The sequence below is a fragment of the Draconibacterium mangrovi genome (genome assembly GCF_010586825.1).
Taxonomy (GTDB): domain Bacteria; phylum Bacteroidota; class Bacteroidia; order Bacteroidales; family Prolixibacteraceae; genus Draconibacterium; species Draconibacterium mangrovi.
Genome location: NZ_JAAAGB010000001.1, coordinates 323,180 through 341,175 on the forward strand (window position 1 = coordinate 323,180; position 17,996 = coordinate 341,175).

Consider the following 17,996-nt stretch of genomic DNA (forward strand, 5'->3'; position numbering starts at 1 on the left):
TTGCCTGCGTAACATGTGCTCAAGTATTCCATTTTCGATTCTAAAAACCGAGCAAATCTTTACTTCTTATTCTTCTTTATATATTGGGTAGGTGTACATTTATAATATTTCGAAAAAGCATTGGAAAAATTTGAAGCTTCGGAAAAACCAACTTTATAAGCAATTTCAGAGACTTGCATATTAGTGGATACAAGTAGTTGTGCCGCTTTATTCATCTTAATTGTTCTGATATAATTATAAACGGTTTGGTTGGTTAGTGCAGCTACTTTCCTATATAATTGCATTTTACTCATTGCCATTTCTGAAGCTAGTAAACTTGGATTGAAATTTAAATTATTCATATTCTTGTTAATTGCCTCATTAACCTTTTCAATAAAAATCTCATCTGTTTTATTTGTCGCGATTTCCGAAAAGTCTAAATTCTTATTCTCAGCAAACAATCTACGCAACTTTCTACGTTGATCAATTAAATTTGAAATCTTCGCCTGTAAAAGGGATATTTTAAATGGCTTGGTTATATAATCATCTGCCCCTATTTCATAACTTTTCAGTTTAATATCATCAGCATATCGCGCAGTAAGCAATATGACGGGAATATGACTAGTTCGAATATCTGTTTTAAGCTGTTTGCACATTTCAATGCCATCAAGTTCTTCCATCATTACATCGCTTATAATAATATCCGGGATGTTTTCAATGGCAGTATTTAAGCCCTCTCTGCCATTACTTGCATTTAGAACAATGTAGTAATTTGAGAGCTCAGAAGAAATAAATTCTTTTAAGTCATTATCATCTTCAACCAATAAAACACTTGTTGATGTTTTTTCTATTTTGGCTGTTTGTACATTTCTATCAATAGTTTTAATGATTGCTAATTCAGGTGTTTTTGTTAAACTACCTTCTGGTTTTTCAGTTATAATTGGCAAAGTAATAGTAAAACACGTCCCCTTGCCTTCTTCACTCTGCACAGCAATAGTTCCACTTTGAATTTCTATTAATTCTTTGGTTAATGATAAGCCTATACCGCTTCCGGCAATAGTAGCTGAGAGATTTTGTTTAACTTGATAATACGGCTTAAATATATCCTTAATTGAACTCTTTGGAATGCCATAACCTGTATCGGTGAAGCTAATTGAATAATACCTTTTTTTTGTTTCAGGCAAACCTTTAGGTTCTTCCAAATTAAACTGTACGTTCACCTCTCCAGAATCAGGGGTGTATTTAAAAGCATTTGATAACAGATTTAAAATAACCTTTTCAAGCTTGTCGGCATCAAAATAACTGAGGATCGGTTGCTTAGGAACTTCATAGCTATATTTAATATTCCGCTTTTCAGCGTGTGCTTCAAAATTTGCGAAAAGCCGTTTAGAAAATTCAATGATGTCGCCTTGTGATAGTTCTAACTTCAGATGACCTTCCTCCAGCTTTCTCATATCCAGCAATTGGTCAATTAACGACAAAAGACGTTGCACATTTTTATGAATTAAGCGGTAGTAGGAGGAAATTTTAGTCTGCTCAAGCTTTTTATTCATTAACGCGTCCAATGGCGAAGATATTAAAGTTAACGGGGTTCGTAATTCATGACTAATATTTGTATAAAATTGCAGCTTTAACATATCCATTTCATGAATACGTTTTGCATTCATTTTCTCCATATTTAATTCATATTTCTTCCTTTCCTGATGAAGAAAAAAACGGTAACCCAACGAAATAATTATTAGAGTAAAGACGATATAGACTGCGTAGGCTATTTTACTTTTCCACAAAGGCGGTTTTATTGTAATAATCAGATTGATTTCGGACTGGTCCCTGCTGTTGCCATCAACCTTTGTCCTTACTTTAAAAATGTAATCACCTGGCTGCAAACTGGTATATGTTTTCTTTCTTTGGCGATGTAGTTCATTCCATGAGCTTTCAAGTCCTTCTAAAATACATGTATATTGGATGTCTCTTTCATGAATATAGTTAAGCACGGCAAACTCTATTGTAATGTAATTTTCGTCGTGACTTAGTATGACTTCTTTTGTTTTACTGATATGAGTTATTAGCGGTGATTTTGAAGCCCCGATATTTGCCTCTTTATTAAACAGTTTAAAATTTGTAAATACAAGATTGTGATCAAATTCGGGCTGGTCAATTTCATTTGGATCAAAAATACTTATTCCCAGAGTGTTACCCAATATTAGTTTGTTATCAACCCAACAACTAGCTTTAAATAAGAAATCATTCGATAGAATTCCATCTTCGGTGTTATACATTTTAAATGTTTTTAAAACCGGGTTATATCTGCATACCCCGTCTGTTGTACCTAACCACAGTATTCCTGACGAATCTTGTGATATGGAATTGACCCGCGAATCATGAAAACCATTTGATGAGTTAAATTCTTCATAAATACCGGTTTGCGGGTCTAACAAACAAATACCCCCATCAAGCGAAGAAAACCAGATGCCGTTTTTATCATCGAGTAAAACATCCAGTATATTTTTATTTGCTATACTTCTTCCGCTAGTGGAGAAAAAGTCAGATGTGAAAATATAACCGGAATCTGTTGGTGTTATCTTACTGATACCTGCCTGTGATCCAGCCCAAACATTTCGTTCAGAATCTTCAGCTAAACTCATTATTACATTCTTTTGCAATGCAAATTCATCTTCTGAGTTGCTCAAGAAATTCTCAAATCCCTTAGGTTTCTCCTTATTGGTGTTTGGTTCCGAGTGTTTATATAAGCTCAATCCGTACCAGGTGCCAACCCAAATATTACTGTTTTTATCTTCCAACAGACACATAATGTAGTCGTTTAGTATTGAGTATTTTGGAAATGGATTTGGGTGATACCTGTAGTTTATAATACTTATTGGATTTAAAGAAGAATCACCAAATGTCAATTTTATAATTCCGTCTCCCTCGGTTCCTAGCCACAAACTACCATCGGAGTCTTCGGTTATTGCCTGAATAACACTGCCTATTGGCCTTCCATTTAAACTTAAAGGAACCTTATGAACTCTTCCGTTTAATTTTCTAGCACAATAGAGTCCTTGCCCAACTGTGCCCAGCCAAATTTTATCATCTTTGCCCTTATAGATTGATCGAATACCGATAGTCGAGTTGTGTTCATCTGGTATGGAATAGTTTGTGAATAAATTTTCTTTTACACTAACCAGTACCAATCCTTTTTCGGTACAAAACCAGATGCTTCCGTCTTTTGCTTCATAAATTCTATAAACAACATTTGAATTCAGGCTTCTATACGCCTCATCTTTATTACTTAACAGTATTGCCTCCGTTTTTTGGTTTAAAGAATCCATTAAAAGTACGCCCAAGTTGGATATACTCACCCAATACCTATTCTTGCTGTCTTTAAATAAATATTTTAACTTCGAATCGACAAGCCCTGAACTAAAACTATCACTACCAAACTGTTCATCTCGCGTATCAAATATTTTCAGTCCATCATCAAATTTACTTACAAGAATATTCTCTTTATCAGCCCAAATTGATGAATTAGCTCCAGTCAACTCGAATCTTTTAATTGAATCATTAACGGGGCTGTAAGAGCATAGTTCTGAAAATGTTAAAAACCATAAATCCTGATTTCTATTTTCGATTATTTCAAGAATATTGTTCGATTTAATGTTTGTGTTTAAAACATTAAACCATTTTTCAAATTTGAATTTTATTTTCCCTTCATCATAACCTGAAAGTTTAATATTCATTAATCCCATATCTGAACCAATCCAGAAACTGATACTGTCTTCTTTGTAAAGACTTTGAACCTGAATATTGGATAATGAAATCTCAGAGTTGCAGTTTACGGTATCAAATATTTCCTTATATGTATTCAATAGGAATAAACCGTTTTTTGTGCCAACCATAAGGTTTCCCGGTGCAATTTCGATTATTGCATTTACAGGGACTTGAGGAAATCCTGAATTATTTTTGAGGGTAAACCTTTTGAATGAATTCTGATCGAACTTACACAATCCGTTAATCATACCAAACCAAATAACACCTTGAGAATCTTGTGTCACGCAGTTGACCCTTCCCTTTGTAAAACCATATTCAGCATTTAGATCACGGATTACAATCGTTTTATCGCCTGCCACAGTTTTTTGTATGAATGAGGTAAAAAAAAATATTACAACAAAATATTTCATTAACGAAAAGATTCAGTTTGTGTATAACGATTTAATGGAAATGGTATTTTAAATCCAACTATTCTAAAAAATCACTATTGATTTTTACTGCGATGAATTAAGAATTAATTGGACTTAGCAAAGATATTAAATAATACTTGTATGTGTTAAAAACTAAAAAATGAATCAACTATATACACTGGCCATAATTTTTAACATCCCGATATTCAAACAAAATTACTTTAATAAAAAAGGAGACGATATAGGCAAAAAGCCGCTTAAACTCTAGACAATCTGACAAAGATGTTACCATGCCATAATTATTTTGGTACTCAAATATAAGCATTCAAGTGTTATAGAATTTAGCTTTGCCATCATCCGGATTTAAGAAATTATTAAAATTGAAAAACAGGATATATAATGATGAAGAAGGTACTACTACTGTTCGCTTTTATTTTTTTGGGAACACATATTTTTGCTCAAAAAAATCGATTTGAGAATCCAATTGCCGAACAACGTGCAGACCCTTGGATATATAAAGATATTGATGGCACCTATTATTTAATTGCGACTGTACCAGAGTATGATCGCATTGTTATCAGAAAGTCGACAACAATAAATGGACTCAAAACCGCCAACGAAAAGGAAGTATGGCACAAACATGAAAAGGGCGAAATGTCATCACATATTTGGGCTCCGGAGTTACACAGAATAAATAACAAATGGTACATCTATTTTGCTGCTTCCACAGCAGAAGATGAATGGAACATTAGAATGTGGGTTCTCTCAAATTCATCCAAAGATCCATTACAAGGACATTGGAAGGAAGAAGGACGTATCGCAACAAAAAATGATTCTTTTTCTTTGGATGCCACAACATTTGAACACAAGGGGACTCGTTACTTGGTTTGGGCTCAAAGTGTAAGAAGTTATGGTACAGGAATTATATTATCCGAAATGAGAGACCCCCTCACTTTAACCGGTCCCGAACTGATGCTCTCTATTCCAGAATATAGTTGGGAAAAAATGAAGTATAAAGTAAATGAGGGACCGGCAGTATTGAAAAAAAACGGAAGAATTTTTATCTCCTATTCTGCAAGTGCAACAAATCACAATTATTGTATGGGCATGCTATGGATAGATGATAATGCCAACTTATTAGATAAACTGAATTGGCACAAATCTCCAGCACCCGTATTTTCTACAAATGCGGAAGTTGATCGGTTCGGTCCTGGACATAATTCATTTACAACTACTGAGAATGATAGCGAAGTAATTATGATCTATCATTCGCGAGACTTTAAAGATATTGTAGGCCATGAACTAGGTGATCCGAATCGAGCAACCAGAGCCAGAGTGATAAGTTGGACAATAAATGGATTCCCAGATTTCATTCAAAACAAAGGCGATTAATTTTCATTCTTTTGAACAATATGGTTTTTATACAAAAAACTACAGAATTTATGTGAAAATTATTTATTCGCTCTTGGAAGCAAATTTTGCAGAAGCAATTATTATTTCTTTTTACGCAATAGTTTATTAAAAGAACAACAGCTCAACATGGGAATTCTAAACGATGGACAGAAATACCACCTATTGGTTGTAATAGTCAGGTAAGGACGATTATCGCCCAACTGTGAAATATCTCGAAGTAAAAACCAATACTTATAATATTACTGAATTGTTCTATATTGGTCGCTTACAAGTGTTCAAACATTAACTTTTTAAATCTTTTTTACAAAAATTCAATTCATCTTACGATTCCCTATTTCATTCTAAAGCAATGAGAGTCTATATAGAAAATAAAACTACGATTCCCTATTCATAAAATTGCTTTCAACCTCTTCATATCATCCGAAATCTTTTTATCAACTATTCTTGCGTAAACCTGTGTTGTTCTTAAAGAATTATGCCCTAACATTTTTGATACAGTTTCTATCGGTATTCCATTTGAAAGTGTAACAGAGGTCGCAAAAGAATGCCTGGCAACGTGCATTGATAAGTTCTTTTTAATTCCACATATTGTTGCCAACTCTTTAAGGTAAGCATTCATTTTTTGGTTCGAACGAACTGGCAATAATAATCCTTGTGATTCATTCCAAGCATAATCTTTATATTTCCTCAGAATCTTTAAAGCATTGGGGAGTAAAGGAATACGACACCTGTTTTTTGTTTTGTTGCGATCGATAATAATCCAATCTTCACCGTCATCACCTTTATGAATGTGATGGTAGCTCAGTTTTGCAATGTCAGAATACGACAAACCCGTATAACATGCAAACACAAAAACATCCCGCACAATGGCAAGCCTATCAATCTGAATACGTTTCTTCTCAATTTTTTTAATTTCTTTTAGAGTAAGAAAATCCCGATTTGCATCACCTCTTTTTACTTTGAAGTTTTCATAAGGATTCCGAACAATTAAACCCCTTGAAACCGCATCATTTAAAACCTTCTTTACGTGTCTATGATATCCCCATACCGTGTTCGTACCAATATTGTGTTTAGATTTTAGGTAAATATCAAAAGCATTTAGAAAAGTATAATCAACTTTTTTGATCTCAATATCTTTCCGAAAATAAAATTCCTTTACAAAATCCTTTAATCGCGTTAACGAAGTACGATAGTGTTTTAAAGTTCCTTTGGAATAGCCTTTCCCTAACTTTTTTTCAATTGATTCGATAACTGATTCAAATAGTTCAATAAAATAATCCTTCGAACTGGCACCTGTTATTTTCTCTTTGATTGTATAGATATCAAAATCTTCACGACCTGCTTCCAACTGATTATAGATATCATAAATTCTTGATACGAATTTCAACAAGCGATTATTAAGGATTCTAATTTCCTGCGAATTCCCGGCAATTTCCTGCCTTGATTTATCCCAACTATCTACATCCACTAAAATTGACGTTGACAACTCAATTCTTCGTCCATCCATCACGCAACGCGTATAAACAGGGCATTTACCGCTGTTTTTACTTTTTGATTTCTTTAACAGAAGACTAATTCTGATTCTCATAACTCCTAAATTTTTAAGTTTTAGGGTCTCTTTAGGTCTCTTTTTGGATAAAATTACCTCAAAAAGTGCCGTCTCACAACAGCAAATGAGACCAATTCAGACCAATTTAAATTATGAATATCAGAGAGTTACGAAAAAGAGACCTATTTTTGAGCCAAAAATCGATGGGTCTCGATTTAGTCCCCTTTTTTTTGGTGTTTTTTGACTCACTTTGAATTACTGCAAAAGAAAAAAGCGCTGTAAATCAACGATTTAAGCGCTTTTGATTCGGAATGATTTCCGACTTGGTGACTCAGCTGGGGCTCGAACCCAGGACCCCATCCTTAAAAGGGATGTGCTCTACCAACTGAGCTACTGAGTCATCCTTATAGTACCTTTGTTTCTCAAAGGCGGGTGCAAAAGTAATCATTATTTTTTTTCACACAAATCACAAAGCTATTTTTTTCAAAAAAATTGAAATTTCGTCACTTCCGGCCAACAACACTTACCCGCACCACACATATTTTCGGCTCTCATTACAAGGGCTTTCCCCACGTTTACAACAACTTACAACACATTTAGTTTTAGGGCCGATTTTATTTCAGAAGATTTATTTGATGAGAAAAAATTTAAATATTAGTTTTGATTTTTCTTGAAAACTAAGTTTGAACAGAGCAACAACTTAATACCGCATCAATTTGATTAGTACCGAAGGATATATTGTACTGGCTATTGTTTTGATAACCATTATTGCCCTGGCAAAAGAATTGATGCGCCCAGGCCTTATCTTTTTTTCTTCCGCAATTATACTTATGGCAACGGGAGCGATTACAGATAAGGAGATGTTGGCCGGCTTTTCAAACAAGGGAATGATTACCATTGGTATTCTTTTTATAGTAAGCGAAGGAATACGACAATCGGGTATACTAAACCGACTGGCACAAACCTATCTGCCCCGAAAAAGAAGAAAAATGGTTTCGCTGATTCCGCAAATTATGCTTCCTGTTTCGGTGCTCTCTGCTTTTCTAAACAATACACCGGTGGTTATTATTTTTGCGCCTATCATTAAAAGATGGTCGGAGAACCTGAACCTTTCATCAAAGAAATTTCTGATACCACTTTCGTACGCTACCATTTTTGGAGGAATGTGTACACTTATCGGTACATCTACCAACCTTGTGGTACACGGTTTAATTCTGGAGAACGGACACGAAGGTTTTAGTATGTTTGAACTGGCAAAAATTGGCGGGTTTATTGCCATTGCCGGTACTATTTACATGACTGTTTTTAGTAACCGACTTCTACCCGGCGAGAAAATCTTCTTTAATTCAAAAAGCTCAACCGAATACAAGGATTACCATTACGACATTATTATTACCGAAAACAGCAACCTGATTGGCCTTGAAGTAAAAAATGGACGAATGAAGGAGTTAAAAGGCCTGATCATTCAAACCATTAACCGCGACGGAAATATTATTGAAACGAAAAAAGGTTCGTTTAAACTTATGGCTGACGACATTCTGCTGGTGGCCGGAAAATCTGATCGTTTAAATTACATCCTTGCGAATTCAAATGTAAAGCTAAGTGGCATCGACCTGATTAAGAATGTACCCAAGGAAAACCTGAAACAATACGAGGCTGTTTTATCTCCGCGTTTTCCGGCAATTGGCAAAAATATTCACGAGTTTAACTTTTACGATCACTACCAGGCGGTGGTGCTTGCCATACACCGCAACGGGGAGCGCATTACCAGCAATAAAGACAAGTTACACCTGAAAACCGGCGACAACCTTGTTTTACTTACCACCGAAAAATTTATCGAAAACTGGGGCGATTCAAAAATCTTTCTGCTCACCTCGTACATCCGCGATTACCGAAGTACAGGTACTTTTTGGAAAAAGTGGCTTGCCTTTATCATTCTTATCGGTATGGTTGTGGGAACAACAATCGGCAAATTTATTTCATCACCCGATGGTGTTACGCTCGACATGTTTTTCTTTGCCTCAATTGCAGCTATGTTATTGATTTGGTTAAAAATTATGCCTCATCAAAAATACACAAAGGCTGTCAGTTGGGATGTACTAATTACCATTGCCTGTGCTTTTGCCCTAAGTAAGGCCATGCAAAATTCCGGTGCCGCCGAAGCCATTGCGCGAACAACCATTAACTTCTCAAAAGGATTTGGTCCTATCGGAGTAATGGCGGCACTTTATATTATTACAGCTATTTTTACCGAAATCATTACCAATAATGCTGCAGCGGCACTGGTATTTCCGATTGCACTCGCGGCATCTCAACAGCTAAATGTCGATCCGAAACCATTTTTTGTAACCATAGCCATCGCAGCATCAGCAAGTTTCTCAACTCCAATCGGCTATCAAACAAACCTGATTATTCAGGCTATTGGTAACTACAAATTCCGCGACTATTTAAAAATTGGTCTTCCGCTGAATTTAATCGCATTTATCTTATCAATGTTACTTATTCCGTATTTCTGGAGCTTCTAGTTTTTCTCTCATTCTGCCTCTTATTTAAATTCATTCTTAAGAAAGAAATCGATCACCGGACAAAACCCTTCATTCCTTAAGCCAACCGGAATAAAATTCTATATTTGCATTCGTTTGAAAATAAGAGTACGAAATTAATACAGCTACAGCCTACTATTGGTAGATATCAGCATCATACCCAAAAAAGTAATCATACCGGGCTGTAAAAACTAAAATAGAAAAGAATGGATAATTATTCATTAACCAACCTTCGCGAACTGGAGGCAGAAGCCATCCACATCATCCGCGAGGTGGCAGCCGAGTTCGAAAATCCAGTAATGCTTTATTCCATCGGGAAAGACTCATCAGTGATGGTTCGCCTGGCCGAAAAAGCATTTTATCCCGGAAAAGTTCCATTTCCGTTGATGCACATCGACTCGAAATGGAAATTCCAGGAAATGATCGATTTCCGCGACAGCTATGCGAAAGAAAAAGGCTGGGATCTGATCGTTCATTACAACAAAGAAGGTTTTGAAAGTGGCGTTGGTCCGTTTACTCACGGAAGTAAGGTACACACCGACATTATGAAAACACAGGCGCTGCTGGCAGGTCTGAATAAATACAAATTTGATGCTGCCTTTGGTGGTGCCCGTCGTGATGAGGAAAAGTCGCGTGCGAAAGAACGTATTTTCTCGTTCCGCGATAAATTCCACCAGTGGGATCCGAAAAACCAGCGTCCTGAGCTTTGGAATATCTATAACAGCCGCGTTCAGAAAGGTGAATCCATTCGTGTGTTCCCTATCTCGAACTGGACTGAGTTGGATATCTGGCAGTACATCCGTTTGGAAAATATCCCGATCGTTCCGCTGTATTACGCCAAAGAACGTCCGGTGGTTGAAATGGATGGCACCCTTGTTATGGTAGACGACGAACGTATGCCAAAAGAACTGCGCGACAAAGCAGAAATGCGCATGGTACGTTTCCGCACATTGGGTTGTTACCCGCTTACCGGTGCTATTGAATCGGAAGCTGATACTATCGAAAAAATTGTGGAAGAAATGATGACCGTTACCGTTTCGGAACGTACAACTCGTGTTATCGACTTCGACCAGGAAGCAAGTATGGAACAGAAAAAAAGAGAAGGGTATTTCTAGAAACTGGATTCTGGATATTGGTTACTGGATTCTTGATCGATCGAGTATCCGGTATCAAGCATCGGGTATCTAGTATCAAACATCAAGTATCAAAAAGATGACTACAAAAAAACTTAACATACAAGAGTTTCTGGATCAAGACCAGAAAAAGGATTTATTACGCTTACTGACTGCAGGATCGGTTGACGATGGCAAATCAACGCTTATCGGACGCCTGATGGCTGACAGTAAAATGCTTTACGAAGATCAGCTTGAAGCTTTGCACCGCGACAGTAAACGTATCGGCCATGCCGGTGAGGAAATTGACTATGCCTTGTTGCTCGATGGTTTGAAAGCCGAGCGCGAGCAGGGAATTACCATCGACGTCGCTTACCGCTACTTCTCTACTGCAAAGCGTAAATTTATTATCGCGGATACTCCGGGACACGAGCAGTACACCCGTAACATGATTACCGGTGGATCGACTGCCAACCTGGCCATTATTCTTATAGATGCACGCTACGGAGTAATTACCCAGACCAAACGCCACACTTACCTGGCCAACCTTCTGGGAATTAAACACGTGGTGGTAGCCATTAACAAAATGGACCTGGCCGATTACAAGCAGGAACGTTTTGAGGAAATAAAAGCCGACTACAAAGCATTTGTTACCCAATTGGATATACCTGATGTAAACTTTATCCCGCTGTCGGCATTAAAAGGCGACAACGTGGTAGATAAAGGTGAGAATATGGATTGGTACCATGGTCCTTGTCTGCTGGAGTTTTTGGAGAACGTTCATGTAAGTTCCGACCGCAACTTCGACGACCTGCGTTTCCCGGTTCAGTATGTTTTGCGCCCGGATATTAAATTCCGTGGGTTCTCAACTTCTGTAGCTTCAGGTATCATAAAAAAAGGCGATGAAGTAATGGTGCTGCCTTCGATGAAAAAATCGAAAGTGGAAAAAATCGTTACTTACGAAGGGGAACTGGATTATGCTTTCCCACCACAATCGGTAACCGTTACACTGGAAGATGAGATTGATATTTCGCGTGGCGATATGTTGGTTCATCCTGATAACCTGCCGCGTGTAGAGCGTCAGTTTGAGGCCATGCTGGTTTGGATGGATGAGACTGACATGAACCTTTCCACCCAGTTTTACATCAAACATGCCAACAACAATACAAAGGCCCGCATCGACGAGATAAAATACAAAGTGGATGTAAACACGCTTGAGAAATCGAACATCGAAAAGTTCAAGCTGAACGAAATTGGCCGTGTGGTGATTACCACTACAAAGCCACTTTACTTCGATCCGTATAAAAAGAATCATCAAACCGGTTCGTTTATTTTAATCGATCCGGTGACGCATAACACCGTAGCGGTGGGTATGATCATCGATAAACTGGGCAGTAGCAGCTTGCCTTCGCGTATTACTGATGTGGATAAGGCTAAAATTGCCTTGGGTGAAGCGCTGATCAAACCGGAAGAATACGTACAGAAGTACAACCAGAAAGGTGAAACCATCTGGATTACCGGCCTGCACGGTTCAGGTAAAAACGAGCTGGCTTTTAGTCTGGAGAAAAAACTGTTCGACAACGGTGCAACAGTGGTGTTGATCGACGGAAGTTCGGTACGCTCAGGATTAAGCCGCGAATTGGACTTCTCTCCTGCCGACAGAGCAGAGAACCTGCGTCGTGTGGCACACATTTGCAAAATGCTGAACGACCAAGGAATTATTACTATTGCTTCCTATATTTCTCGTAACGAATCGTTGCGCGATCAGGTGGCAGAGATAATTGGCAAAGACCGTTTCCATCTATTCTACATGGATGCAGATCTGGATTATTGCAAAAACAATAAACCGGAGTTGTACAAGCTGGTGGAAGAAGGGAAAACTACTGGTTTACCAGGCGCTGATTTGGAATACGAAGCACCAACAAACGCAAAACTGGTTTTCAAACCGGAGCAAAACGAAGAAAACCTGGATGCTATTTTGGATTACTTAGCAATGAACAAAGTATTTCCTAATCATTAGGAATTATTGAAATGAAGATATTAGTTACTGGAACGGCCGGTTTTATTGGATTTCATTTAGCCAATAAATTGCTTGAGCAAGGAGTTGAAGTTGTTGGTATCGACAATATCAACAACTACTATTCCACCGGGCTGAAATATGCCCGTTTGGCCGAAGCAGGTATTTCGCGTGAAGCTGAGAACTGGCATAAAAAAATTGTCAGTACAAAAAATCCAGCATATTCCTTTGTTCGGATGAACCTGCAAGACCGCGAGCAAATCGATCAGCTTTTCGAAACCGAAAAGTTCGATAAGGTTTGCAACCTGGCTGCTCAGGCCGGCGTGCGTTACAGCATCGAAAATCCACGCGCTTATATCGACAGTAACATTGTTGGTTTCATCAATATTCTTGAAGCCTGCCGCCACAACAACATTCAGCATTTGGTTTATGCCAGTTCGTCGAGTGTGTATGGCAACAGTGCAAAAATGCCGCTCTCGGTTGATGATGCCGTGGATAACCCGGTGAGTTTGTACGCGGCTACCAAAAAGAGCAACGAGTTGATGGCACATACCTACAGTCATTTATATGGTATTCCAACAACGGGGCTGCGCTTTTTTACGGTTTACGGACCATGGGGACGACCCGACATGGCCTACTTCTCGTTCACAAAAAATATCCTGGCCGGAGATGCCATTAAGATATTTAACCATGGCGATCTGTACCGCGACTTCACCTACATCGACGATATTGTTGAGGGAATCACTAAAATATTAAATGCGCCCCCACAAAAAGCTACAAGCCACAAGCCACAAGCTTCAAGTACCAAGCATCAAGTATCCAGAATCAAGAATCAAGCATCCAGTATCCCATACAAGGTGCATAACATTGGTAACTCAAGCCCGGTAAAACTGATGGATTTTATCGAAACCATTGAAAAAGCACTGGGACAGGAAGCCGTTAAAGAATACCACGACATGCAACCCGGCGATGTGTATAAAACCTACGCCGATGTAAGTGCACTGGAAAACGACTTTGGCTACTCGCCCGATACGCCGCTGGCGGAAGGGATTGCCGAGTTTGTGAAGTGGTATAAATCCTACTTCAAATAAAAGGCCGGGGCACGAATTAAAATCGCGCCCCGATCTTTTTTAAATGAGACATTTGATGAATTAAAGAAGGAGAAATCATACAGGGTTAATTCTTCTACACCTATCAAACCAGCAAACAATGATCAACAACAAGCAAATTGATTTCGCATCGCACCAACAATCAACGGATCCTGTTTCCTTGAATCTTACCCAACGCCTACTTGTTAATGCCACCCGCTTATTCAAACCCAATACCACAACCTGCAAACTCGATTATTTTGAAAAGATGCTCAACTACCTTCGGGCAATTGGTTTGTATGTTTTAGCAAATAATCGGGATATTGAGCTTAAAAATCCCGGTATACAGAAAATGGCTGACGTTGATTACAAAGACAGAATCAGCACATCGCTTACCGAATTCCTGATTCACTTCGGAATTCTATCATTTTCGGGAAATAAAATGGAAATCAACAAAGACTATAGCTCGCTCCTGGAAAATGACAGGATAGGTAAACTGATTCGAAACGACGGGACCTTATCCAATAAATCGTCGAGCCGCAAAGAAAAGCGACTAATTAATGATTTTCGCTTTGTGCGCGATCTGGTGCAGAAATACAATAACCCCGGGTACAACTTTCAATCGATTACAGGAAAGGAAAGTGAGATATGGGAAAGCCTGATAACAGAACGAAAACTGGATTACGAAGTCAGGCTGAGCGAAACTCTTTATCATCTGGTTGATTTAAGAATACCTCAAAAAATAGAGAGTCCTTTTGATGAAGCTTATTACACGGAATCGGGGCAGAATGCTTTCCAAAATTTCACCCAATTTCGTTTTCTTGACTATTTACGCAACATCACCAAAGGCAACAGTGCCATAAACCTGTTTGATTTAGGCTGTGGATATGGCAATTATGTGGAAGTGGTGCAGCAGAATTTCCCGGAAGCATTTATTACGGGTATCGAGAAAAATCCCAAAGTATTTGCCGACACCAATGACAAATTTGCCAACGCAGAGAATGTGGAAATCATTAACGACGATTTTTTTCAATATGAACCCGGAAAAAAGTACGATGTAGTTCTGATGAATTATGTGTTGTTCTATTTCAATTTTACCGACAAAAAGAAAATTATCGACAAGGCCAAAAGCATGCTCGCAGAGGGTGGTTCTATCGTTTTGTGCCAGTACTATTCCGGTATCGAATCCTTAAAAAGAGAGCTGGCCAAATCACAAAACGACGATTCAACGGCCAAGGAAATAGAGATGCACTACAGCGACAAAATTTTGTATGCCAACACACTGTGGAATGACGCCGTTGACACCTTTGCCGAAGCCGTAAAGTGGAACGAATTTAAAACAATTGTTTCCGAAGCTGATCTTTATATGGCAAGCATGACCAATGCCGATCCGTTTTACTATTCACTTTTTGTTGAACTAAAACATCAATTGTAACTACAAAAGTTCAGACGCTCCTTAAAAAAAACGCGCAGAGCAGAATCGGATCTTTTGTGTTTAGAGCTCACCCAAAAAGTCTTGGGTAGAAGAAAAAATATTTTGCTTCAAATTTTAGCTATGAATCAAACACCAAGCAAAAAAAACTTCCTTTTTGCCCTATCAGGCGGATTCTACTCTTTGGCTTAGCCCAAAGAGTAGACAGAAAACCCAAGGCTGCGCCCGTTTCCCTCGGAAAAGCTACGCGATGCCAGCTAAAATTCCTGAAAACTTCCCGATTCTGCGATCGGGACAGGCAGTCGTACCTCCTCAAACATCAGTAATTTTTTAACGCCGTCAACGCTTGTTTTACGGCTCACAGGACGAGGCCAGGCTCCGATATAGCAGGCGTTGCATTAGTGGACGGCCTCTTTTGGTCGTTGCCCGGAGTTGAAGTAAAACCTTAGTGAGATCGGGAAGCTCCGAGGAATCGAGGAGATCACCCGTCCGAACTTAGGTTTTACAAAAACGTAGGGTAAGGACCAAAAGCAGCCTTGAACTTTCTGCTTCGTCTTTGCTTCAAGGCAAAGATGAAGGCTGCCGGCAGGCGTAAGATATTAATCGTTCTATAAATTAATCTATCAGTTTTTTTTTGAGCGGTCCGTTTTTAACCTCGTTAACAAGCAATAACACTTCATTAACAGAATTAAGGTTCCGGATTACTAATTTTATGAGATAATCTTAAATTCTATTTCATGAAAACGTTTACCCTACTGCTGTTTAGTTGTGTAATACTTCTTTTTAATGCGCCATTTGCACATGCTTCAACACTTCAGAAAAAGGGAGTTCCCGAGGTTGAAGAGCTCGATAATGCGCCCAACCTGTATAAAAGCGACAACATGTTTTTTAGCGGTCAGCCCAATCTCGAAACTTTTGAGTGGTTAAAAGAACAGGGGGTTGATTTGGTGATCAATCTTCGAACAGAAGGTGAAAACGAGGATTTTGCAGAGGAAGCATTTAACGAAGAAGAAATGGTTGCCAAACTGAAAATGAAATACATTTCGCTGCCCGTTGCAGGATACGATGGTTATACGCCTGAAAACCTGGAGAAATTTGCAGAGGCGCTGGATGGCAAATACAAAAAGGTACTAATTCATTGCGGAAGTGCCGGCCGGGTTACTTATTTTATGATGGCCTACCTGGTTGAGTACAAAGGATACAAACTGGCAGATGCCATTGCCTTTGGCGAGCAGATCAAGTTTTCGTTTCCGTTGGAATATTTGCTTAAGGAAGAGGTTGACTGGAAATTAAAAAGGTAAACAGGAGGCTAATAATAGCCGTTTTTTTGCCATCGGGACATCCCGAAACACATAAATGAATTTAAAACTGACCGTCGGGATTACCCGAAGGGAAGAAATCAACCAAAATGCGACTTTCGGACTTTCCCGAAAGGCAGAACTCAAGTCAAAACAAGCTGTCGGGTCTTCCCGAAACCTTGAAATGAACTTAAAACACATCGTCGGGGACTCCCGGCATCATTCTTTTCATCATTAACAAAAGTAAAAAAACAGAATGTTCTTTATAAAAATGACGGAATCTTAAAAACAATTCAACGGGTGACTAAAGTTAAAAACAACTAGTCACCCGATGAGTTATAATATCCCGATGAACTTCGTTATCGGGATTAATTCAACTAACAGAATTTGGTTCTCCGTCTACCGACGGATTCCAAATCCTGAGTTTCATTAAAAAGGCAAGCCTGTAAGCCGGGTCCTGTCAATCCTGACATTTATCGTCAGGAAAGCTTTATCATTTATCTAGTCCCGACATCACTGCCGGGATCCTGCAGCCTACCCCTCCAAAGTCTCTTGTGCGTTGAGAGCAAAACGGGCCGTTTCGCTGTACCGCAACAGCGGCATACACTTTGGATATACATGGCTTTGCAACCCGTAAGACGTACGGCTGGTGATGTTGCCATCTCCACCGGTGCGCTTTTACCGCACCTTTTCACCCGTTCCCTGCCGTGGACACGCCACAACAAGGTGGTTATTTTCTGTTACGTTGCTATCCCCTTTCAAAGATCTTCCCGCTAGGAAGCACGGCGCCCTGCGTTGCCCGGACTTTCCTCCCCGACGATAAATGTCGGGGCGATAAAGCGGCTTGCCGGTGCAAAAGTAGTAAAACGATTAAGGATAATTGATAAAGGATGAATAAAAAGCATGAATTGAAAGGATTAATTGAATTTACGTTGATGCAACTTTTTACGCGATGAAACAAAAATAGCAACCAGTTCCGATGCTTCCTTTTCAAGGATATCTCGTTGTTCAGAATTGAACAGTTTCAGATTATCAATTAATTCAAGCCAGAATAATGATTCATCAGCTTCTTCAATTACAATGCTGATTTTTGAAACAAATGCAGCTGTCGATTGTGCCAATTTCGCGGCTCTGTAGTTTGCTGCCACCGACGATGAACTTCTTATTAATTGTCCTTGAATATGTTTTCCCAAATAAGTATTCGGCAAGCTTTCTGCTAAACGAATACAATCTATACAAAAGCTTTTTGTTCTTTGTTTGAGGTCTTTTTCTTTGTTCATGATTAAAGTTTTTTGGTGATTACATTAACAAATTACATAATCTCCCCAATAATCCCTAATCATTAATCCTTCAAATTCATCTTTAATCCTTCATCAATCATCCTTAA

At 38.6% G+C, this 17,996-nt stretch carries 10 protein-coding genes, 1 tRNA gene and 1 other RNA gene; 7 read left to right on the forward strand and 5 right to left on the reverse strand.

The window, feature by feature from the left end; genetic code table 11:
• Positions 1-59: 59 nt before the first annotated feature.
• Positions 60-4,157, reverse strand: a complete 4,098-nt coding sequence (locus tag G4420_RS01270) for a hybrid sensor histidine kinase/response regulator transcription factor (protein ID WP_163321810.1) — start codon at positions 4,155-4,157, stop codon at positions 60-62.
• A gap of 399 nt (positions 4,158-4,556) precedes the next feature.
• Here G4420_RS01270 and G4420_RS01275 point away from each other — a divergent pair, with 399 nt between their 5' ends.
• Positions 4,557-5,549 carry a glycoside hydrolase family 43 protein gene (locus G4420_RS01275; protein ID WP_163321811.1) on the forward strand — a complete coding sequence of 331 codons (993 nt, stop codon included), beginning with the start codon at positions 4,557-4,559 and terminating at the stop codon, positions 5,547-5,549.
• Between the two features lie 409 nt (positions 5,550-5,958).
• On the opposite strand, the gene G4420_RS01280 is transcribed toward G4420_RS01275, so the two are convergent.
• The gene (locus tag G4420_RS01280) at positions 5,959-7,158 is read right to left on the reverse strand and encodes a site-specific integrase (RefSeq protein ID WP_163321812.1); all 1,200 of its coding nucleotides are present in this window, start codon (positions 7,156-7,158) and stop codon (positions 5,959-5,961) included.
• A 285-nt stretch (positions 7,159-7,443) separates the two neighbouring features.
• A tRNA-Lys gene (locus G4420_RS01285) sits at positions 7,444-7,519 on the reverse strand.
• Between the two features lie 316 nt (positions 7,520-7,835).
• On the opposite strand from G4420_RS01285, the gene G4420_RS01290 reads away from it, so the two are divergent.
• The 6 genes from G4420_RS01290 to G4420_RS01315 all read left to right on the forward strand — a co-directional run bounded on the left by G4420_RS01290 (position 7,836) and on the right by G4420_RS01315 (position 16,612).
• Complete coding sequence (locus G4420_RS01290; RefSeq protein WP_045026925.1) at positions 7,836-9,644, forward strand: SLC13 family permease; 1,809 nt, start codon at positions 7,836-7,838, stop codon at positions 9,642-9,644.
• 224 nt (positions 9,645-9,868) lie between these two features.
• A complete protein-coding gene (gene cysD, locus G4420_RS01295) occupies positions 9,869-10,777 on the forward strand; it encodes a sulfate adenylyltransferase subunit CysD (RefSeq protein WP_045026923.1) in 909 nt (302 codons plus the stop codon).
• Between the two features lie 88 nt (positions 10,778-10,865).
• Positions 10,866-12,794, forward strand: a complete 1,929-nt coding sequence (gene cysN, locus G4420_RS01300; RefSeq protein ID WP_262888317.1) for a sulfate adenylyltransferase subunit CysN — start codon at positions 10,866-10,868, stop codon at positions 12,792-12,794.
• Positions 12,795-12,805: 11 nt separating this feature from the next.
• Positions 12,806-13,882: an NAD-dependent epimerase gene (locus tag G4420_RS01305; protein WP_163321814.1), complete on the forward strand. Its 1,077-nt coding sequence runs from the start codon at positions 12,806-12,808 to the stop codon at positions 13,880-13,882.
• A 118-nt stretch (positions 13,883-14,000) separates the two neighbouring features.
• A complete protein-coding gene (locus G4420_RS01310) occupies positions 14,001-15,314 on the forward strand; it encodes a class I SAM-dependent methyltransferase (protein ID WP_163321815.1) in 1,314 nt (437 codons plus the stop codon).
• 734 nt (positions 15,315-16,048) lie between these two features.
• Entirely contained in the window at positions 16,049-16,612 is a 564-nt protein-coding gene (locus tag G4420_RS01315) for a fused DSP-PTPase phosphatase/NAD kinase-like protein (RefSeq protein WP_163321816.1), read from the forward strand.
• A gap of 427 nt (positions 16,613-17,039) precedes the next feature.
• Here G4420_RS01315 and rnpB read toward each other — a convergent pair.
• Both rnpB and G4420_RS01325 read right to left on the reverse strand, forming a co-directional pair.
• Positions 17,040-17,460, reverse strand: an RNA gene (gene rnpB / locus G4420_RS01320) — RNase P RNA component class A.
• 66 nt (positions 17,461-17,526) lie between these two features.
• On the reverse strand, positions 17,527-17,889 hold the full coding sequence (locus tag G4420_RS01325; RefSeq protein ID WP_163321817.1) for a four helix bundle protein: 363 nt from the start codon (positions 17,887-17,889) through the stop codon (positions 17,527-17,529).
• Between the last annotated feature and the right edge of the window lie 107 nt (positions 17,890-17,996).